This window comes from Sphingomonas sp. 22176 (assembly GCF_052045505.1).
Taxonomy (GTDB): domain Bacteria; phylum Pseudomonadota; class Alphaproteobacteria; order Sphingomonadales; family Sphingomonadaceae; genus Sphingomonas.
Genome location: NZ_JBQEPL010000001.1, coordinates 1,544,571 through 1,563,132 on the forward strand (window position 1 = coordinate 1,544,571; position 18,562 = coordinate 1,563,132).

At 66.4% G+C, this 18,562-nt stretch carries 20 protein-coding genes and 1 pseudogene; 18 read left to right on the top strand and 3 right to left on the bottom strand.

Annotation, left to right across the window (positions count from 1 at the left end):
• The first annotated feature begins 226 nt into the window (after positions 1–226).
• Positions 227–3,181 (top strand): TonB-dependent receptor plug domain-containing protein, encoded by a 2,955-nt coding sequence (locus ACTJKY_RS07495; RefSeq protein ID WP_440845119.1) that lies wholly within the window; start codon positions 227–229, stop codon positions 3,179–3,181.
• 106 nt (positions 3,182–3,287) lie between these two features.
• On the opposite strand, the gene ACTJKY_RS07500 is transcribed toward ACTJKY_RS07495, so the two are convergent.
• On the bottom strand, positions 3,288–4,142 hold the full coding sequence (locus tag ACTJKY_RS07500; protein ID WP_440845120.1) for a flagellin: 855 nt from the start codon (positions 4,140–4,142) through the stop codon (positions 3,288–3,290).
• 464 nt (positions 4,143–4,606) lie between these two features.
• Between ACTJKY_RS07500 and leuC the strand changes: the two genes are divergently transcribed.
• From leuC to nadA, 14 genes are all read left to right on the top strand, one after another.
• Positions 4,607–6,049, top strand: a complete 1,443-nt coding sequence (gene leuC, locus ACTJKY_RS07505) for a 3-isopropylmalate dehydratase large subunit (RefSeq protein ID WP_440845122.1) — start codon at positions 4,607–4,609, stop codon at positions 6,047–6,049.
• Positions 6,050–6,069: 20 nt separating this feature from the next.
• On the top strand, positions 6,070–6,210 hold the full coding sequence (locus tag ACTJKY_RS07510; protein ID WP_157105662.1) for a hypothetical protein: 141 nt from the start codon (positions 6,070–6,072) through the stop codon (positions 6,208–6,210).
• A gap of 99 nt (positions 6,211–6,309) precedes the next feature.
• Positions 6,310–6,939, top strand: a complete 630-nt coding sequence (gene leuD, locus ACTJKY_RS07515; protein WP_440845123.1) for a 3-isopropylmalate dehydratase small subunit — start codon at positions 6,310–6,312, stop codon at positions 6,937–6,939.
• Entirely contained in the window at positions 6,902–7,903 is a 1,002-nt protein-coding gene (locus ACTJKY_RS07520) for an NADPH:quinone oxidoreductase family protein (protein ID WP_440845125.1), read from the top strand. Before leuD ends, ACTJKY_RS07520 begins: the two co-directional genes overlap by 38 nt.
• 66 nt (positions 7,904–7,969) lie before the next feature.
• Entirely contained in the window at positions 7,970–8,182 is a 213-nt protein-coding gene (locus tag ACTJKY_RS07525; RefSeq protein WP_440845126.1) for a hypothetical protein, read from the top strand.
• Positions 8,183–8,228: 46 nt separating this feature from the next.
• Complete coding sequence (locus ACTJKY_RS07530; RefSeq protein WP_440845127.1) at positions 8,229–8,381, top strand: hypothetical protein; 153 nt, start codon at positions 8,229–8,231, stop codon at positions 8,379–8,381.
• A 323-nt stretch (positions 8,382–8,704) separates the two neighbouring features.
• Positions 8,705–9,028, top strand: coding sequence for a DUF1476 domain-containing protein (locus ACTJKY_RS07535; RefSeq protein ID WP_440845128.1), 324 nt, complete (start codon positions 8,705–8,707; stop codon positions 9,026–9,028).
• A gap of 1 nt (position 9,029) precedes the next feature.
• A complete protein-coding gene (locus ACTJKY_RS07540; protein ID WP_064313164.1) occupies positions 9,030–9,269 on the top strand; it encodes a BolA family protein in 240 nt (79 codons plus the stop codon).
• Positions 9,270–9,272: 3 nt separating this feature from the next.
• On the top strand, positions 9,273–9,605 hold the full coding sequence (gene grxD, locus ACTJKY_RS07545; RefSeq protein WP_084582175.1) for a Grx4 family monothiol glutaredoxin: 333 nt from the start codon (positions 9,273–9,275) through the stop codon (positions 9,603–9,605).
• A gap of 386 nt (positions 9,606–9,991) precedes the next feature.
• The gene (locus ACTJKY_RS07550; protein WP_093293954.1) at positions 9,992–10,360 is read left to right on the top strand and encodes a BlaI/MecI/CopY family transcriptional regulator; all 369 of its coding nucleotides are present in this window, start codon (positions 9,992–9,994) and stop codon (positions 10,358–10,360) included.
• Positions 10,357–12,012 carry a M56 family metallopeptidase gene (locus ACTJKY_RS07555; RefSeq protein WP_440845129.1) on the top strand — a complete coding sequence of 552 codons (1,656 nt, stop codon included), beginning with the start codon at positions 10,357–10,359 and terminating at the stop codon, positions 12,010–12,012. Before ACTJKY_RS07550 ends, ACTJKY_RS07555 begins: the two co-directional genes overlap by 4 nt.
• Before the next feature lie 136 nt (positions 12,013–12,148).
• The gene (locus ACTJKY_RS07560) at positions 12,149–13,015 is read left to right on the top strand and encodes an MBL fold metallo-hydrolase (RefSeq protein ID WP_440845130.1); all 867 of its coding nucleotides are present in this window, start codon (positions 12,149–12,151) and stop codon (positions 13,013–13,015) included.
• Positions 13,016–13,102: 87 nt separating this feature from the next.
• Positions 13,103–13,861 (top strand): hypothetical protein, encoded by a 759-nt coding sequence (locus tag ACTJKY_RS07565; protein WP_440845131.1) that lies wholly within the window; start codon positions 13,103–13,105, stop codon positions 13,859–13,861.
• A 50-nt stretch (positions 13,862–13,911) separates the two neighbouring features.
• The gene (gene nadA / locus ACTJKY_RS07570; RefSeq protein WP_440845132.1) at positions 13,912–14,913 is read left to right on the top strand and encodes a quinolinate synthase NadA; all 1,002 of its coding nucleotides are present in this window, start codon (positions 13,912–13,914) and stop codon (positions 14,911–14,913) included.
• A 215-nt stretch (positions 14,914–15,128) separates the two neighbouring features.
• Here nadA and ACTJKY_RS07575 read toward each other — a convergent pair.
• Positions 15,129–15,320: pseudogene (locus tag ACTJKY_RS07575) on the bottom strand (helix-turn-helix domain-containing protein); the annotation flags it as partial.
• A gap of 145 nt (positions 15,321–15,465) precedes the next feature.
• Here ACTJKY_RS07575 and ACTJKY_RS07580 point away from each other — a divergent pair.
• From ACTJKY_RS07580 to ACTJKY_RS07590, 3 genes are read left to right on the top strand one after another with little or no spacing between them, the layout of a single operon-like run.
• Positions 15,466–16,428 carry a helix-turn-helix domain-containing protein gene (locus tag ACTJKY_RS07580; protein ID WP_440845133.1) on the top strand — a complete coding sequence of 321 codons (963 nt, stop codon included), beginning with the start codon at positions 15,466–15,468 and terminating at the stop codon, positions 16,426–16,428.
• Between the two features lie 32 nt (positions 16,429–16,460).
• Positions 16,461–17,306: a carboxylating nicotinate-nucleotide diphosphorylase gene (gene nadC, locus ACTJKY_RS07585; protein WP_440845134.1), complete on the top strand. Its 846-nt coding sequence runs from the start codon at positions 16,461–16,463 to the stop codon at positions 17,304–17,306.
• 11 nt (positions 17,307–17,317) lie between these two features.
• Positions 17,318–18,028: a ribonuclease T2 family protein gene (locus ACTJKY_RS07590; RefSeq protein WP_440845136.1), complete on the top strand. Its 711-nt coding sequence runs from the start codon at positions 17,318–17,320 to the stop codon at positions 18,026–18,028.
• Positions 18,029–18,131: 103 nt separating this feature from the next.
• On the opposite strand, the gene ACTJKY_RS07595 is transcribed toward ACTJKY_RS07590, so the two are convergent.
• Positions 18,132–18,557, bottom strand: coding sequence for a DUF4112 domain-containing protein (locus ACTJKY_RS07595; protein WP_440845137.1), 426 nt, complete (start codon positions 18,555–18,557; stop codon positions 18,132–18,134).
• Positions 18,558–18,562 lie beyond the last annotated feature (5 nt).

The window sequence follows — 18,562 nt, forward strand, 5'->3', positions numbered from 1 at the left end:
GGGCGGTCTCGTGGCGCGCACTAGCGTGTCTCGAGCAGCTCTTTCGCGCGCATTGTAAGATAACCAAGGCGTTGGACTGGAGAGGACGGCAGCCGCGATGCACTTGTTGCACCGCGACAGGAGTGGTGCGTCTTGGCGTTGTCGGCATGTTCGGCGCGTCGCGCCGCGCATTTGCCGCCGCCTCCCCGCTGGTCCGAACAACGGACGCCGAAACAGGGAGGTGAGGATGTTCTACGAGAAGAGGGATCGCCGCCGCGCGTTGCTGCGCACCACGTCGCTGGGGCTGATCGCCGCTGGGCTTGGACTCGCGCCGCTGTCGGCGCTGGCGCAGACCGCGCCGCAGTCGCAGCCGAGCGAGGATAGCGTCCCGCAGACGCGGACGGACTCGCAGGATAGCGAGATCATCGTCACCGGCTCGCGCATCGCGGTGAGCGGCTTCAACGCGCCCACGCCGACCACAGTGCTCGGCGAAGAACAGATCGCCGCCAATGCCCAGCCCAACGTCTTCACTACCATATCGCAGCTGCCGTCGCTCCAGGGCTCGTCGGGCACCCAGGTCAACACCTTCAGCACCTCGAGCGGGCAGCAGGGGCTCAGCTCCTTCTCGCTGCGCGGCCTGGGTACGATCCGCACGCTGACGCTGCTCGACGGCCAGCGTGTGGTCGGCGCCAACGTCACCGGCGTGCCGGACGTCAGCCTGTTCCCGCAGCTGCTGGTCAAGCGCGTCGACATCGTCAACGGCGGTGCCTCGGCCTCCTATGGCTCGGACGCGGTGGGCGGCGTGGTGAACTTCATCACGGACACCCACTTCAAGGGCATTCGCGGCAACATCCAGGGCGGCATCACCACCTATGGCGACGACGCGACGGGGCTGTTCCAGCTCGCGGCGGGCACCAGCGCGCTGGGCGACCGGCTCCACCTGGTTGGCAGCGCCGAATATGACAAGGAAGAGGGCATCGGCGGGGGCGAGTTCGGCACCAAGCTGGCGAACGGCCGCACCTGGTTCACCCAGCGCACCTTGGTCAATCGCGGCGTGCTCAATGATGGGCAGCCGCAATATCTGGTGCGCGATTGGGCGCAATCGACCACCTTCACCAAATATGGCCTGATCACCGCCGGACCGCTGCAGGGCATCGCCTTCGATCAGAGCGGCCAGCCCTTCCAGTTCCAGTATGGCTCGAACGGCGTGCCTGCGAAGAATGCCGCCGGCACCATCCTCGGCTGCTATCCCGGCTTCTGCGAGGGCGGGGATCTTTCGGGCAATGTCGATGCCGGGCGCTCGCTCAAGTCGGCGATCGAGCGGATCAATGGCTATGGCCGGGCGGGCTTCGACATCGCGCCCGACAACGAGCTCTATTTCAGCGTCAATATCGGCCAGGTGAAGACCAACAACCAGCCGGTCAACGGCCAGAACCGGCCCGGCCTGACGCTGCAATGCGCCAACCCCTATGTGCCCGCGCTGATCCAGCAGGCTTGCGCGACCGCGGGCATCACCAGCTTCCAGTACGGCACCAGCAACGCGGCGCTGGGCAACACCCGCGTCTACACCGATCGCCGCCAATATCGCTTCGTGGTGGGTGGCAAGGGCAAGCTGGACGTCGCCGGTACGCCCTGGACCTATGACGTCTATGGCGAGCACGGCACCAACTATACCGATATCGACGTGCGCAACATCCTGCTGTCGCGCCGCTTCAACCAGGCGATCGACGCGACGACGCTGAACGGCACGATCGTCTGCCGGGATGCCACCGCGCGGGCGAACGGCTGCCAGCCGCTCAACATCATCGGCGGCAATCCGTCGGCGGCGGCGCTGTCCTACATCATGCCCGAGCACGGGCCGTTCCAGCGCACTCGCCAGACCCAGGATGTGGCGAGCATCAACATCTCCGGTTCGCCGGTCGATCTCTGGGCCGGACCGCTGTCGATCGCATTCGGTGGCGAGTATCGCCACGAATATTACAAGGTGACTGCCGACGCCTATGGTGCCGGCTTCGACGCCACCGCGCCGGGCGGCGACTATCCCAACGATCCGGTGCTGCTGGCGAGCGGCAACAACTGGTATGCCGGCAACTACAAGAACGGGCAGGGCGCCTACAGCGTCAAGGAAGCGTTTTTCGAGGCGAACCTGCCCTTCCTCAATTCGGAGAAGCTGGGCCGCGCCAACCTCAACGGCGCGGTGCGCGTCACCGACTACAGCACCTCGGGCACGGTCTGGGCGTGGAAGATCGGCGGCACCTGGGACCTGCCGATCGACGGCTTCCGCATCCGCGGCGTCACCTCGCGCGACGTGCGGGCGCCCAACCTGTCCGAACTGTTCGCGGCACCGGTGACGACGACGCTGCCCAATTTCTTCGACCCCTTCACCAACACCAACGTGCTGGTGATCCAGAATGCGATCGGCAACACCGCGCTCAAGCCGGAGATCGCGCGCAACACCACCGCCGGCATCACGCTTGCCAATCCGGGCTGGGCGCCGGGGCTCAACCTCTCGTTCGACTGGTACAAGATCAAGGTCGACGAAGTGATCTCCAGCCTCGCGGCGACCGACATCGTCCAGCTCTGCTACCAGAAGGTGCTGCCGGAGACCTGCGGCGCGTTCAACCTGGCCAACACCGCAGGGCCCAATTTCATCAACGTCCAGGCGTTCAACCTGGCGTCGATCCGCACCGAGGGCTTCGACATTGAGGCGAGCTATCGCTGGGCCCGGCCGCTGGGGTTGCCCGGCAATTTCACGCTGCGTGCGCTGGCGACGCATGTGATCAACAACATCACCGATACCGGGCTGCCGGGCACGATCTCGGTCGACAATGCCGGCAACAATCTGGGCGCCACGCCGCACTGGAAGTGGCTGGCGGTGCAGACCTATGACAGCGGCCGTTTCTCGCTGCTGGTGCAGGAGCGCTGGTTCAGCTCGGGGACGATCGGCAACCAATATGTCGTCTGCCAGAGCAACTGTCCGGCCTCGACCGCAGCGCGCCCGACGATCGACAACGCCTATATGCCGGGATCCTTCTATCTCGACGTCGGCGCCACCTTCGACGTGGTGAAGGACGTGACGCTGTACGGCAAGGTCGACAATCTGCTGGACCGGGATCCGGCCCGCTCGACCATCTTCAACAACCCGGCGCTCTATGATCAGATCGGCCGGGTGTATCGCGCCGGCATGCGGTTCAAGTTCTGAGCAAGGCTGGCACACACGCCTGGCGCCCAAGGAACAAGGGCCGGGATGGCGAACCATCCCGGCCCCTGCAACCCTTCGGCCCCGCGGGACGTGGGGCGTCGGGCTGTTAGCGGAACAGCGAGGTGATCGTCTGCGGCGCCTGGTTGGCGATCGACAGCGCCTGCACACCGAGCTGCTGCTTGACCTGCAGCGCCTGCAGCTTCGCCGATTCCTTCGCCAGATCGGCGTCGACGAGGTTGCCGATGCCGGCGTCGATCACGTCCGACAGCTTGCTGGTGAAGGTCTGCTGCGCGTCGATCTTGCGCGAAGCGGCACCAAGCGTGCTGAGCGTGGTCTTCAGGTTGTTCTGGGTGGTGGTCAGCGTGTCGACCATCGCCTGGGCATTTGCCTGGGTGTCGATCTGGCCGGTCGACGCGACGGTGATCGTCGAGCCGCCGAGGTCGAGACCCTGGTTCGCCACGGTGAGCGAGTCCGGGTTCCACTGGCTGGTCGACGTGTTCGAGTCCTGCAGAGACTGCAGCGCGGTCACCTGACCACCCGAAGCCTTGAGCAGGTTCGTGCCGTTGAAGTCCGAACCGTTCACGATCGTGGTGATCTGGTCACGAAGCGCGGTGAAGTCCTTGTTCAGGGCGTCACGGGTCGAGCTGTCGATGCCGGCGTCCGCCGCCTGGGTGGCCTTCGACTTCATGTCGTTGACGATGTCGGAGATCTGCTCGGCACCGGCAACGGCCACATCCGTCACACTCTTTGCACGGCTGAGCGACGACGAAACCGCCTTCAGGCCGCCCAGGTCACCACGGAGGCCCTGCGCGATCGTGTAGGAAGCCGAGTCGTCCTTGGTCGAGGACACGTCCAGGCCGGTGTTGATGCGGCTCTGGGTGGTGGCCAGGTCCTTCTGGGTCGCAGTCAGGCTCTGGAGAGCCGCCATTGCGCCGACATTGGTGTTAACCGAAAAAGCCATGATGATTTCCTTCTAGGTACTGCAGCCGCTTCTGCGGCCTTGGGTCGGAAACGCCGACCCGCGACCGGGCGTCCCTGCGTCCGGCAAGCTCATTGTGGAAAGAAAATCAGCAAAACGAACAAGTTGCAAAATATTTCAAAGAATATCATAATATGCAGGTTCATGAATCGGTGATCATGAAATTAGTATTGTGCCGGAGCTGAAATTCTAACTTGTCGTTTACTACTGCTGATCGCTGCTTTGCTGAACAGCGGTGGTTAACAGATTTGAACCGCTGAGATAATTAAGTGAGAATTTGACGGAAATTAAAGTTATATTTTTTGGCCTGGAACCGGGCAAAGGACCGAAATTGCGCGGTGCTGGCTGCCGGGTTCGCCCTGCCACCGCATGGGCATGCGATGATCTGCGCGGCAGAAAATGTCTCTCAACCTTGCATCCGCGCACGATTCGATTAAAGCGCGCGCATGTCGAGTGAACCGCGCACCCTGTACGAGAAGATCTGGGCCGACCATGTCGTCGAGCGCCGGGACGATGGCACCTGCCTGATCTATATCGATCGGCACCTCGTCCACGAAGTCACCAGCCCGCAGGCCTTTGCCGGCCTTCGCGCCGCCGACCGCAAGGTGCGCCGTCCCGACCTTACCCTCGCGGTGCCCGATCACAATCTGCCGACCACCCCGCGCGTCGACACCGCCGGCAACCCGCTGCCGATCGCCGACCCGGCCAGCGCCGGCCAACTCTCGGCGCTCCGCGGCAACGTCGCCGAGTTCGGCGTGCCCTATATCGACGCACTCGATGCGCGGCAGGGGATCGTGCACGTCGTCGGGCCCGAACAGGGCTTCACACTGCCTGGCACCACATTAGTCTGCGGCGACAGCCACACCTCGGCGCATGGCGCGCTGGGGGCGCTGGCCTTCGGCATCGGCACCAGCGAGGTCGAGCATGTGCTCGCCACGCAAACGCTACTGCTCAAGCAGTCGAAGACGATGGAAGTCCGCGTCGACGGCAAGCTTGGTCACGGGGTCAGCGCCAAGGATGTGGTGCTGGCGATCATCGGCAAGATCGGCGCGGCCGGCGGGACCGGCTATGTCATCGAGTTCACCGGCGAGGTGATCCGCGACCTCTCGATCGAGGGGCGGCTCACGATCTCCAACATGTCGATCGAGGGCGGCGCACGCTCGGGCCTGATCGCGCCGGACGAGAAGACCTTCGCCTATCTCAAGGGCCGTCCGATGGCCCCCACCGGCGAGGCGTGGGACCGCGCCGTCGCCTATTGGAAGACGCTGCCGACCGACAAGGGCGCGGTGTACGACAAGGTGGTGACGCTGGACGCGGCGGACATCGCGCCGTCGCTCACCTGGGGCACCAGCCCCGAGGACGTGGTGCCGATCACCGGCGTCGTGCCCGATCCGGAGAGCTTCGCCGATCCCTCGAAGCGCGCCGCCGCGCAGCGCTGGCTCGACTATATGGGGCTCACCCCCGGCACCGCCATGCAGGACATCCCGGTGGAGCACATCTTCATCGGATCGTGCACCAACAGCCGCATCGAGGATCTGCGCGCCGCCGCAGCTGTGGTGCAGGGCCGCAAGGTCGCCGACCGCATCCGCCAGGCGCTGATCGTGCCGGGCTCGGGGCTGGTCAAGCGCCAGGCCGAGGAAGAGGGGCTCGACCGCATCTTCCTGGAGGCGGGCTTCCAGTGGCGCGAGCCGGGCTGCTCGATGTGCCTGGCGATGAACCCGGACAAGGTTCCCGCCGGAGAACGTTGTGCTTCCACTTCGAATCGCAATTTCGTAGGGCGGCAGGGTCCGGGCTCGCGCACGCACCTCGTCTCGCCCGCAATGGCGGCGGCGGCGGCGGTGACCGGGCACCTGACGGACGTTCGCGAGTTGATGGCGAACCAGGCGTAATAGTTAAGGGGAGAGACGCCGTGAAAAAGGCGCTCGTCGCATTGATTGCCGGAACGATCCTGAGCGGTGTCGCCGCTGCCTATGCGGGTGCCTATCCGCGGCCGGAGACGCCGATCAAGACCATACCGGCGCTCGAGCGGACTGTCGTCGCACCGCGCTGACGCGGGCGGCCGATTGCCGGAAATTCGGGATGGCCGCCGGCCATTCGTTAGGAAAGCTGTGTCCATGCATCTGAACACCGTATCGGCGGAGCGCCGCTGATGGAGCCGATCCAGCAGGTTTCGGGCCGGGCCTATCCTTGGGGCGCCAAGAACATCGATACGGATATCATCATCCCCGCGCACTGGCTGAAGACCACGACGCGCGAGGGGCTGGGCAAAGGTGCCTTCGAGAGCGTGCGCGCAGAGCCGGGCAATCTGTTCGACGATCCCCGCTATGCAGGGGCACCGATCCTGGTCGCGGGCGAGAATTTCGGCTGCGGCTCCAGCCGTGAGCATGCCGCCTGGGCGCTGGCCGATATGGGTATCAAGGCGGTGATCGCGCCGAGCTTTTCGGACATCTTCTCGGGCAACGCCTTCAAGAACGGCATCGTCACCGTGGTGCTGCCGCAGGAAGCGATCGACCGGCTGGTGCAGGTGGCGACCGCCAACAACATCACCGTCGACCTGGAGACGATGACCGTCACGACGGACTTCCAGGACCGCTTCGCCTTCGAGCTCGACCCGTTCCGCCGCGACTGCCTGATGCAGGGGCTGGACGAGATCGGCATGACGCTGGCACAAGATACCGCGATTTCGAAATTCGAATCCGCGGCTGCGCACGAACGCCCGTGGATCGCTGTAGGAGGCGGACATGAAGGCGTTGCTGTCGAAGGCATCGGGCGGACCTGATACTCTAAGCCTGGAAGAACTGCCCGATCCCGTAGTGGCGAAGGGCCAGGTGCTGGTCGCGGTGCACGCCTGCGCGATCAACTATCCCGACGTGCTGATCATCGAGGACCGCTACCAGTTCAAGCCGCCCCGGCCGTTCGCGCCGGGCGGCGAGATCGCAGGCGTGGTCGAAGCGGTAGGCGAGGGCGTCACCGACTGGGCGCCGGGCGACCGGGTGATCGCGGTGCCGGGCCATGGCGGGCTGGTCGAGAAGCTGGTGCTGAGCCCGGCGCAGCTCTACCGCCTGCCCGAAGGTCGCAGCTTCGAGGACGGCGCGGCGCTGCTGCTCACCTATGCGACGACGCTCCATGCGCTGCTCGATCGCGGCCGGTTGAGCGCCGGCCAGACGCTGCTGGTGCTGGGTGCGGCCGGGGGCGTAGGGCTCGCGGCGATCGAGCTGGGCAAGGCATACGGCGCGACGGTGGTGGCGGCAGTCTCCTCCGAGGAAAAGGCCGAGGCCGCGCGCGCGGCGGGGGCGGATGCGACCCTGGTCTATCCGCGTGGGCCGCTCGACAAGGAAGCGTCGAAGGCGCTGGCCGAGGCGTTCAAGGCGGCGGTCGGCCCCAAGGGCGCGGACGTGATCTACGACCCCGTAGGCGGCGACTATGCCGAGTCGGCGCTGCGCGCGATCGGCTGGGAAGGGCGCTATCTGGTGGTGGGCTTCCCGGCGGGCATCCCGAAGCTGCCGCTGAACCTGACGCTGCTCAAGAGCTGCGACGTGTGCGGCGTGTTCTGGGGCGCCTTCGCCGCGCGCGATCCGCAGGCCAATCGCGCGCATGTCGACACGCTGTTCCGGCTGTGGAGCGAAGGCAAGATCGCGCCGCGGGTGACCGAGGTGTTTCCCTTTGCCGAGGGAGGCGCGGCGATCGCCAAGATGGCAGCGCGGGCGGTCATCGGGAAGGTGGTGGTGCGGGTAGGAGGGTAGGGCGTATCAGCGCCCAATTTTCAGCCGCCAGCTTGCCAGCATAACATGGGCGCGCGATGATCCGGCATGTCTATGTCCGCCATCGCTGGTGCCGCAATTCTCCTTCTCTCCGCGATGATTTTGGCAGCCGGATTTTTGTCCGGTAACATGTATCTCAGCAATGGAGCAGGGCCGGCGATCGACACCAGAAGGCAATCGGCTCCAATTGCCTTCTGGGTTGCTAGCGTGTTTTGGAGCGGGCTTGCGCTGTTCGGCGTTGCTATGATTGTATTCGGTTAAAGTAGTCGGGGCTGGGGTTCGACTCATTCCGGTGCAGGGCGTGGGCATGGCAGAGGTCGTTGGAGCCGCTTTTGAATTCTGCTGGGAGTTCGGGATCGAGTGGGCCTACCGGAAATGGGGCTGGTTCGGCGGCGTTGCGGCGTTCCTCGCGCCGTTTCTGATTTCTGCTGGGGTGATCGCGATCGCGCTGAACATCTGACTTCCGCGAGCATCCACGCCTCTATTCTACTGCCAAAACTCGGCGCGCTCGAACCCGCGCCTACAGCGTCATCCCCGCGAAGGCGGGGATCCATTGGCGCGGATGTCGAGGTTCTTTCCCCCAGCGCACAGGGCAATGGATTCCCGCCTTCGCGGGAATGACGAAGGTTTTTGAGATACCGCAGTACCTTGGTGTCCGGTGCGGTCGCCCTGCGATGGCGGGAGAGGACGGAGACACGACAACCCCACCATCCGGAACCACCCCCGTTGCCAGCGCGGCCCGGCCCTCCTATCTCGGGCCCGAGTTTAGGTAAGGGGCATATGATGACCGCATTCGACGATCGCGAACGGGCGTTCGAGGCGAAGTTCGCGCGCGACGAGGATATGGCGTTCCGCATCACCGCGCGCCGCAACAAGCTGCTCGGCCAGTGGGCCGCCGCCAAGATGGGCCTCACGCCCGAAGAGACCGACGCCTATGCCAAGGCCGTCGTCCAGGCCGATTTCGAGGAAGCCGGCGACGAGGACGTGATCCGCAAGCTGCTCGGCGACATGCTCGCCGCCAATATCGAGATCGACGACGCCACCGTGCGTCGCGCGATCGAGCAGCAGACCGTCGAGGCGCGCCGCCAGCTGATGGAATCCAAGTAACATGCCGATGCCCGCTGCCGAGATCGAGGCGCTGATCCGCGCCGGGATCCCCGACGCCCAGATCGAGATCACCGATTTGGCCGGGGATGGCGACCACTATGCAGCGCGCGTCGTCGCCCCCATGTTCCGGGGCATGCCGCGCGTGCGGCAGCATCAGGCCGTCTATGCGGCGCTGGGTGGACGGATGGGCGGCGTGCTCCACGCGCTCCAGCTGACCACCGAAGCGACGCCCGAGGAGTAAGCAATGACCGACGATACCCAGGCCCGCATCCAGCAGCTGGTCGACGGCAGCGACGTGCTGCTGTTCATGAAGGGCAGCCCCCTGTTTCCGCAGTGCGGCTTTTCCAGCCGTGCCGTGGCGATCCTCAACCATCTCGGCGTCGAGTTCGACAGCGTCGACGTGTTGCAGGACCAGGGCGTCCGCCAGGGCATCAAGGCGTTTTCCGACTGGCCGACCATCCCCCAGCTCTATGTGAAGGGCGAGTTCGTCGGCGGTTCGGACATCATGATGGAAATGTACGAGAGCGGCGAGCTGACCCAGCTGATGGCCGACAAGGGCGTCGCGGCTTCGGCCTGACGCGGTTTCGTACGGGTACAAGGGAAGGGCTCTCGCCGATGGCGGGGGCCCTTTTCGTTTGTCGGTATACAGTCTTCACCGGTTCGGCCCCGGTGCGGGCGGGTCGATGGCCATGCCGGTGAACCATCGGCCCGCCCTGAAGCGTCTTTGGGGGACGCTGGAGCATTTTTGGGGAATGCTCCGGGTGCCTATCACGTTGCAGGGCGCGTGCCAGTTTTCGGGATGCACGGTGTTCCGCGGGGTCCGATGGTGAAGCGCCGTTAACCACCGCGCCCGAGTGTAAATTCCCCCGACGCTTTGCCGGCGCGATATCCGGTTCATCCGGTATTCATTGCCTTGACTACAGACGTAATCGGAGCGATTACATACGTAGTCAGTGAGGGTGTATGACCGAACGAATCAGCGAAGCCGAACATGCAGTGATGGAAGTGCTCTGGGAAGAGTCGCCGCTCACTGCGCAGGAGGTGGCCGAGCGCGTACCCGTCGATCGCGACTGGAGCGCCAACACGGTCAAGACGTTGCTCGGGCGGCTGCTCGCCAAGAACGTGATCGCGCATGAGGAAGAGGGGCGGCGCTATCGCTATCGCCCGCTCGTCGCGCGCGGCGATTATGTCGTGGGCGAATCGCGCAAGCTGATCGACCGGCTGTTCGGCGGCCGGCTGACGCCGCTGGTGGCGCATCTCGCCGAGCGCGATGCCATCACCGACCAGGACATCGCCGAAATCGAGGCTCTCCTGAAGGAGCTGAAGCAATGACCAGCTGGTGGATCGAGACCGTGCTCGCAAGCACGCTGCTGATGCTGCTCGCGCTCGCGCTGCGCGGACCGGTGCGCAAGGCGTTCGGGCCGCAGCTCGCCTATGCGCTGTGGGTGCTTCCCGTGGTGCGGATGCTGCTGCCGCCGTTGCCGGGACAGTGGCATCTGAGCCAGTGGCTCGCGCCGCTCACCCGCTCGGCAGAGCAGGGGCAGGGCGTGGTGATGGGGGTGATGAACCCGGACGTGCTGCCGACGACGATCGACAAGAGCGCGGTGATCGAGATCGACCTGAGCGCGGCGGGGCATCATGTGCCGGCCGCGCTGGTGGCCCCGACCCACGCACCCGGTGGGCCCAGTGTCGCCATGCTGCTGCTTGGCCTCTGGGTGATCGGCGCGCTGCTGTTCCTCGCCTATCACCTGATCGCGCATCGCCGCTTCTGCCGGCACCTGCTGTCGCGGGCGCGGGTTGATCGGACGGTGGCGCAGGGCCGGGTGCGGGTGATCGAGACCGATGCCGCGCACGGGCCGCTCGCCTTCGGCATCTTCCGCAAATATGTCGCCTTCCCGCGCGATTTTTCCGAGCGCTACGACGAGGTCGAACGCGATCTCGCGCTGGCCCACGAACTCGGCCACCATCTGCGCGGCGACCTGATCGCCAATTGGGTCGCGCTGATCGTGCTGGCCGCCCATTGGTTCAATCCGGTCGCATGGCGGGCGTTTCGCGCCTTCCGTGCCGACCAGGAAATGGCCTGCGACGCCTTGGTGCTCGCCGGCCGCGCTCAGGCACTGCGCCATGCTTATGGCCGTGCAATCGTCAAGTCCGCGCATGGGGGCGCGGTCTCGGCGGCTTGTCACCTCCACACCATAAACGACGTCAAAGGGAGATTACGCATGCTCTCGATCCACCGGAAGCTTTCCCCCATCCGCATCGGCGCGGGGCTGGCCGGGATCACCACCGTTTCGCTCGCCGCGCTGGCGCTGACCGCTTCGGGCAGCCAAGCCGCCGAACGAATCCGCGACAAGGTGAGCGGGGCCATCCAGGCGCAGAACATGCCGGTGGCACCTGTCGCGCCCATCGCCCCGGTTGCACCCGTGGAGCCGATCGCGCCTGCCGCTGCCGCTGCGCCGCGCGCACCGGTCGTGCCGCCGGCGCCGGCTGCACCAGCGGTCCGCGAAGGTCCGGCCGGCAAGCCCCGTGTCGTCCGCATCGACCGCTCGGTGACCGACGGGCACGCCATCCAGAAGATGGTCATCGTCCAGCGCGACGGTGAGCGGCAGGAAATCACCATGCCCGACATGGTGGCGATCCAGGCGAGCATTCCGGAAATCCGCAACGGCACCTGCGGCAAGGGCAACACGTCCACCGTCGAGCATCGCCGCGAAGGCAACAAGCAGATCATGATCGTCTGCAGCGACCGCATCGCTGCGATGAGCGCCAGCGCTGCTAGTGCGAGTGCCGGCGCCGCGCATGCCGAACAGATGGCGGCGATGAACAAGCAGGTGGCGATGCGCAGCGCGCTGACGAGCCTGCAGCACGCCCGCCGCACGATCGAGATGCAGCGCAATCTCAGCGCCGAGCAGCGCGCGGACGCGCTCGCCGGCATCGACGAGGCGCTCGCCGAACTGCGCAGCGACGCCACGGACAACGACTGAGTGTAGCGCGCCGCGGCAATTGCCCCGCAGCGGCGTGCTCGGCGGGGCCGGCCTACTCCTTCGGGGCCGGTCCCGCTCCCCCTCACCTTGCCATCGGCGCCTTGCTCTTGGCCGGCGAATGCCCAAATGCGGGGGCATGACCGATGACGCGCCCACGGGCCTCGCGATGACGCTCGAACCGCTGGTGACGCGGGTGCTGGCGAACAATCCCTCGCCCTTCACCAATACCGGCACCCAGACCTATCTGGTCGGCACTGCCGATCTCGCGGTGATCGATCCCGGCCCCGACAATGCCGAGCATCTTGCCGCGCTGCTGACGGCGATCGACGGGCGGCCGGTGCGGGCGATCCTGTGCACCCATACCCACCGCGACCACAGCCCCGCCGCGCCCGCGCTCAAGGCGGCGACGGGTGCGCCGATCATCGGCTGTGCGCCGCTGGTGCTCGACGATGCCGGTCCGCGGGCGGACGCGTCGTTCGATACCGGCTATGCGCCGGATGCCGTGCTCGCCGATGGGGAGCAGGTGGCCGGGCAGGGCTGGACGCTCACCGCGGTGGCGACGCCGGGGCACACCTCCAACCATCTCTGCTTCGCGCTGGAGGAAAGCGGCGCGCTGTTCACCGGCGACCATGTGATGGGCTGGTCGACCACGGTGGTGGGGCCCCCCGACGGCAATATGGCGGCATATATGGCCAGCCTCGAGAGGCTGTTGGCCCGCGAGCAGGACCGCATCTACTATCCGGCGCATGGCGATCCGATCGAGCGGCCGCAGCGCTTCGTGCGCGGGCTGGCGGGGCACCGCAAGCAGCGAGAGGGACAGATCCTGCGGCTGCTGGCGGAAGGAATCGGCGCGGTGCCGGCGATGGTGGCGCGCATGTATGTCGGGCTCGATCCGCAGCTGCACGGCGCGGCGGGGCGATCGGTGCTCGCCCATCTGCTCGATCTTCAGGCGCGCGGCCGGGTAGAGGCTGCAGGCGACAGCTGGCGGCTGCTCCCCGAGTAACCCTCCGAAACGGGTATAGTAGAAGTGCCTGTGATTGTAGAATCTCCAAAGTAGAGGTATACCCTGCCCAAATTGGAGGGGTGGGAAATGGCAACGATTGTGCAGGCGCCGCTACGCGTGCGCGCCGGAGACACGCGTTTCTTTCTGGTGATGGCGTTCGTGATGGGCGCCATCGACGTTGCGGGCTTCTCCCTCAATCTCGCGGCGGGGCGGTCGAGCTTCGCGGTGCCGCTGATCTTCCACGTCCACGCCTTCGTCTTTTTCAGCTGGATCGCGCTGTACATCGCGCAGACTCTGCTGGTCGACGGCGGATCGGTGGCGCTGCATCGCCGGCTGGGCTGGGTGGCGCTGTTCTGGGTGCCGCTGATGATATTTCTCGGCACGCTGATGACCGTGCTGTCGGTCCAGCATGGCGCGCCCTTTTTCTTCGACGTCCGTGAGTTTCTGATCAGCAATCCGCTGCAATTGCTGTTGTTCGGCGGTTTCGTCGGCGCCGCGCTGGTGAAGCGGCGGCAGACCAGCTGGCACCGCCGCTTGATGTATTGCGGCATGGCCATTCTCTGCGGCCCCGGCCTCGGGCGGCTGCTGCCGATGCCCCTGTTCATGCCCTATGCCTGGTGGGTGACGGTCGCTGCGGTGCTGGTGCTGCCGGTGATCGGCGCGATCGCCGACCAGCGCCGCGCGGGCCGCGTCCATCCCGCCTGGCTCTGGGGAATCGGGATGACGCTGGCAGTGCAGCTGGCCGCCGACGCGATCGCGTTCAGCCCGGCAGGCACCGCCCTTGCCCGCAGCATCGCGGCGGGTACCGCCGGCAGCCATCGTCCGATCACGCCTGCCTTCCCTTGATCCTGCGGCCCGACCGGGCCATGTGGCGGGCGAACCACGGGAGTTTGGGAATGGACGCGCGCAACGGCATCGGCGGCAGCCTCAACGGACTGGATCTCCGCGCCGAGATCGAGCGGCTCCGCAAGGAGCGGAATGCGGTAATCCTCGCGCACTACTACCAGAAGCCCGAGCTGCAGGATCTCGCGGATTTCGTCGGTGACAGCCTCGACCTCAGCCGCAAGGCCGCGGAGACCGATGCGGACGTGATCGCGTTCTGCGGCGTGCGCTTCATGGCGGAGACCGCCAAGATCCTCTCGCCCGACAAGATCGTCGTGCTGCCCGACATGGACGCCGGCTGCAGCCTGGAAGACAGCTGCCCGCCCGACCAGTTCGCCGCCTTCCGCGCCAAGCACCCGGACCATATCGCGCTGACCTATATCAACTGCTCGACCGAGGTGAAGGCGCTGAGCGACATCATCGTCACCAGCAGTTCGGCCGAAAAGATCCTCGCGCAGATCCCGGCGGACCAGAAGATCATCTTCGGTCCGGACCGCAATCTGGGCGGCTATCTCCAGCGCAAGACCGGGCGCGAGCTTCTGCTGTGGCCGGGCGTGTGCATCGTCCATGAGGCGTTCAGCGAGACCGAGCTGCTGAAGCTCAAAGCCGAGCATCCCGGCGCCCCGATCGCCGCGCACCCCGAATGCCCGGCTTATATCCTCGATCACGCCGATTATGTCGGCTCGACCAAGGGCATCCTCGATTTCTCCAAGACGATGCCAGGCGCCACGCTGATCGTCGCCACCGAGCCGCATATCATCCACCAGATGCAGAAGGCGATGCCGGAGAAGAATTTCATCGGTGCGCCGGGTGCCGACGGCAACTGCAACTGCAATATCTGCCCGTACATGGCGCTCAATACGATGGAGAAGCTCTACCTCGCGCTGCGCGACCTCAGCCCCAGGATCGAGATCGAAGAGGGGCTGCGGGTGCAGGCGAAGAAGAGCCTCGACCGCATGCTCGACCTGGCAAGCGGCACGGTGGGGCAGGGCGATCTGGGGCCGGTGCGCGCCTGATCGCCTGGCTGCGTCCGTCGGAGAGCAGCGCGCCATGGCGCGCCGCGGTGGTGGCAATGCCGAGGTTGGGGATCCGGCGGCGCCTCCCCCTTGGTAATCGGCGCGGCGGCGGCGGGCCGGCGTTCGGCGTGGCTGTTTCGGATGGCGACGAGGATCGGGGCCTCCGCCAGGTCCGTCGCCCGCGCCACCGAGCGGGCAAAGCCGATCGCATGGACCAGGGCGCCGCGGCGATCGAACCGGGCGGCTTCGAGTGCGATCAGATGCGTGCGGCCAATACAGGTGCAGTCGGCGAGGTGTTCCAGTGACAAGCCCAAGGCCTCGCGCCGATCCTGCAGCGCGGCTGCGGCGGCAGTCCAGCTTTCCGGCCAGTTTCCAGGCCCATTTTCCGGCAGCATTCCCTGTTTCATTTTGATACAGCGACCTCAGCTACGTCGACCAGCGCATTGATCTGGGCTAGTAACGATTCGCTACTTTAGGGGCACTCATTCTGGGCGGGACGAATGAGGACTTGTGTTATTTTCTCCTCTGGGGCCGATGTTGTCGATGCAGGATATGATCCGATCCGCGCCAGTGGTCGATCGCAAGCACGTGCCGATGCCGCACGGCCGGCTGATCGTGCGGCTGATCGCGGCGCTGGAGACGACGATGGTCGCAGCGGGCGTGCGCGCGCTGGACGGCGATCTGGATCGGGCGATCATCTTCATGGTGGTGGCACGCGCGAGCGAGATGCTGTCGCCGCACGGCGCTGGCCATGCCCGCGGCGATGGGCGCGGCGCCAAGGCGATCAGCATCAACGCGCTCGCCGCCTCGCTGGGCCGCCCCTTCGAGACGATGCGGCGGCATATCCATGCACTGTGCGCGGCGGGCCTGTGCGAGCGCGGCCCCGCGGGGGTGACGGTGCCCGAGGCGGTGCACGCGCGCCCCGAGATCATCGCGCTGTTCCGCGGCAACCACGATGCGCTGGTCGCGATGATCGAGGACATGCGCAGCTTCGGCGTGGCGCTGCCGGAGACGCGCGCGCATCTCGGCTATGACTGGCACACCGGGCTCGCCGCCGCGCATGACGTGCTGCTGACCGGCATCGAGTTTCACGCCCACCGCTTTCAGTCCTGGACCGATCTGGTGCTGGCCAACGCGATCCTGTGCGCCAATGCACGCCCATTCACCGAAAATCGCGACCTGGCATTCGCCTATACCGAATTCAGCGCATTGCCGCCCGACGCCCTGTGCCAGCCGGTTTCGACGGGATCGGTCGCGCGGTCGCTGGGCCTGCCGCCGTCGACCGCGCACCGCCGTGTCGCCGCGATGATCGAAAGCGGCTGCCTTGCCCGCCGGGCGCGCGGCGTGGTGCTCACCGAAAAGGCGCTGACCGATCCCGAGCGGATCGAGGAGAGCCGGACGAGCATGCTCCACGTCCGCCAGATCCTGATCCGCCTTGCTGCCGGCGGCTTCCGTTTCGACGAGCCCGCGGCCAATTATCTCGACGGTCGCCCGGCGCCGCTGCAGATCGCGTAGACGCGCGCGGCCGGGGATTCTACAGCCCCGGCATGACCTTCGTGCTCCCCGGTTTCGATTGCGACTCGTTCGTCCGCGCCACGCTGGCCGAGGATCTCGGCAGCGGCGGCGACATCACTGCCGCGGCGGTGATCCCCGCAGAGGCACGCTTCGCGGGCGTGATGGACAGCCGGGATCCGATCACCGTCGCCGGGCTGCCCATTGCCGAGGCATTCTTCCGCGCGCTCGATCCCGGGGTCGAACTCGAACGCCTGGTCGAAGACGGCGCGCAGGTGGCGCCGGGTACGGCGCTGCTGCGGCTGCGCGGCAAGGCGCGGGCGATGCTCACCGCCGAGCGCTCGGCACTCAACACCGTCCAGCATCTCAGCGGCATCGCGACGATGACGCGCACCTATGTCGATGCGATCGCCGGCACCGGCGCGACGCTGCTCGACACCCGCAAGACCCTGCCGGGGCTGCGCGTGCTGGAGAAATACGCGACTCGCATGGGTGGCGCGACCAACCATCGCATGGGCCTGTGGGACGCGGCGATGATCAAGGACAACCATGTCGCGGTCGCCGGCTCGGTCGAAGCGGCGGTGGCGCGCGCGGTCGCGGCGGGGATCGCGCGGATCATCGTCGAGGTCGACCGGCTGGACCAGATCGAGCCCGCGCTCGGCGCTGGCGCGACGCATCTGCTGCTCGACAATATGGACCCGGCCATGCTGCGCGAGGCGGTGGCGCTGGTCGCCGGCCGGGTGCCGACCGAGGCCTCGGGCGGGGTGCGGCTCGATACGATCCGGGCGATTGCCCAGAGCGGCGTCACCTATGTCAGCGTCGGCCGGCTGACCCAGTCGGCGCCGGCGGCTGATATCGGCCTCGATTTCGGGAACGTGTGATGGAGATGGGCATGAAGGCGATTGTGGGAGGCCTGGGCGTGATTGCGGCGCTGTTGCCGGGGGCGGCGCTGGCGCAGGCGCAGATGTGCATGGCGCCGAACAAGGTCGAGCGCCCGTTGCCCGAACTGCCGAGCGCCAAGGAGCCGCAGCGCGTCCTGCCGATCGGCAGCTATACGCTGGCGCTCACCTGGGCGCCGGGCTTCTGCCGCGCGCATGGCGACGAGCCGGGCAAGGCCTTCCAGTGCGGCGGCCAGAACCGCTTCGGCTTCACCCTGCACGGGCTGTGGCCGGACGGACGCGGCAAGCTGTGGCCGCAATATTGCAAGGCGACCCCGATCCTGCCGCCCGCCCTGATCCGCAAGACGATGTGCGCGACTCCCTCCGAGCAGCTGATCCAGCACGAATGGGCCAAGCACGGCACCTGCATGCAGACGACGCCCGATGGCTATTTCCGGCGCTCGACCAGCCTGTACCGGGCGATCCGCACCCCGGACATGGAGGCCCTGTCGCAGGGAACGCTGACGGTGGGCGCGTTCAAGCAGGCCTTCGCCGCGAAGAACCGCGCGATTCCGGCGAACGCCATCCGCGTGACGACCACGCGCGAAGGCTGGCTGGACGAGCTGTGGCTCTGCCTGGACACGCGTTTCCGCTACCGGCGATGTGAGGCCGGGACGGGCGGTGCCGCGGACGATGCGACGCTGAAGATCTGGCGCGGGCGGTAGACGATACCGCTAAGCCCCTCCCCTTCAGGGGGGGGGGGCTCAAGGAGACCAACCCCTGTTCTGGCATCCCTCCACCCCAACCCCTCCTCCGAGGAGGAGGGGCTTAGGAAGATGCGTCGATCACCACGCTCGCCGGGTGGTGCTTGTCCAGATAGCGCTTGATCAGCCGCACGTTGCGGGTGTTCGATCGGAAGAAGAAGTCGGGCACCGCGCCGACGAACGGGATCATCCCCAGCGCCCAGTCGACGCCGATATTGCCCGCCATGCGTGCGATCGTCCGCTTGGGCATACCCAGGTTGCGGGCTTCCCAGGCCAGATAGGCGCCCATCGCCGCGGCGATGCTGGGGCCTACCGCCGGCACGAAATCGAGCAGCACGTCCAGCCCCACCTTGCGGCGGGTGCCGGGGATGGTCACCATGCCTTCCAGCAGATGCTCCATCGCTTCGATCCGCTGGCGCACTGCCACGGCATCGGTGCCGATCGGCAGCCGCTGTGCGAATCCCTCATTCAGCCTTGTCGCCCGTGCCATTCCCT

Bases quoted from the DNA above. Each gene is read 5' to 3' on its own strand.
- ACTJKY_RS07590 (WP_440845136.1), top strand. From the start codon at position 17,318: ATGAAGGCGATTGTGGGAGGCCTGGGCGTGATTGCGGCGCTGTTGCCG.
- ACTJKY_RS07580 (WP_440845133.1), top strand. From the start codon at position 15,466: ATGATCCGATCCGCGCCAGTGGTCGATCGCAAGCACGTGCCGATGCCG.
- ACTJKY_RS07560 (WP_440845130.1), top strand. From the start codon at position 12,149: ATGACCGATGACGCGCCCACGGGCCTCGCGATGACGCTCGAACCGCTG.
- ACTJKY_RS07555 (WP_440845129.1), top strand. From the start codon at position 10,357: ATGACCAGCTGGTGGATCGAGACCGTGCTCGCAAGCACGCTGCTGATG.
- ACTJKY_RS07535 (WP_440845128.1), top strand. From the start codon at position 8,705: ATGACCGCATTCGACGATCGCGAACGGGCGTTCGAGGCGAAGTTCGCG.
- nadC (WP_440845134.1), top strand. From the start codon at position 16,461: ATGACCTTCGTGCTCCCCGGTTTCGATTGCGACTCGTTCGTCCGCGCC.
- grxD (WP_084582175.1), top strand. From the start codon at position 9,273: ATGACCGACGATACCCAGGCCCGCATCCAGCAGCTGGTCGACGGCAGC.
- ACTJKY_RS07495 (WP_440845119.1), top strand. From the start codon at position 227: ATGTTCTACGAGAAGAGGGATCGCCGCCGCGCGTTGCTGCGCACCACG.
- ACTJKY_RS07550 (WP_093293954.1), top strand. From the start codon at position 9,992: ATGACCGAACGAATCAGCGAAGCCGAACATGCAGTGATGGAAGTGCTC.
- ACTJKY_RS07595 (WP_440845137.1), bottom strand. From the start codon at position 18,557: ATGGCACGGGCGACAAGGCTGAATGAGGGATTCGCACAGCGGCTGCCG.
- ACTJKY_RS07530 (WP_440845127.1), top strand. From the start codon at position 8,229: ATGGCAGAGGTCGTTGGAGCCGCTTTTGAATTCTGCTGGGAGTTCGGG.
- leuC (WP_440845122.1), top strand. From the start codon at position 4,607: ATGTCGAGTGAACCGCGCACCCTGTACGAGAAGATCTGGGCCGACCAT.
- ACTJKY_RS07520 (WP_440845125.1), top strand. From the start codon at position 6,902: ATGAAGGCGTTGCTGTCGAAGGCATCGGGCGGACCTGATACTCTAAGC.
- ACTJKY_RS07525 (WP_440845126.1), top strand. From the start codon at position 7,970: ATGTCTATGTCCGCCATCGCTGGTGCCGCAATTCTCCTTCTCTCCGCG.
- ACTJKY_RS07500 (WP_440845120.1), bottom strand. From the start codon at position 4,142: ATGGCTTTTTCGGTTAACACCAATGTCGGCGCAATGGCGGCTCTCCAG.
- ACTJKY_RS07565 (WP_440845131.1), top strand. From the start codon at position 13,103: ATGGCAACGATTGTGCAGGCGCCGCTACGCGTGCGCGCCGGAGACACG.
- ACTJKY_RS07540 (WP_064313164.1), top strand. From the start codon at position 9,030: ATGCCGATGCCCGCTGCCGAGATCGAGGCGCTGATCCGCGCCGGGATC.
- nadA (WP_440845132.1), top strand. From the start codon at position 13,912: ATGGACGCGCGCAACGGCATCGGCGGCAGCCTCAACGGACTGGATCTC.
- leuD (WP_440845123.1), top strand. From the start codon at position 6,310: ATGGAGCCGATCCAGCAGGTTTCGGGCCGGGCCTATCCTTGGGGCGCC.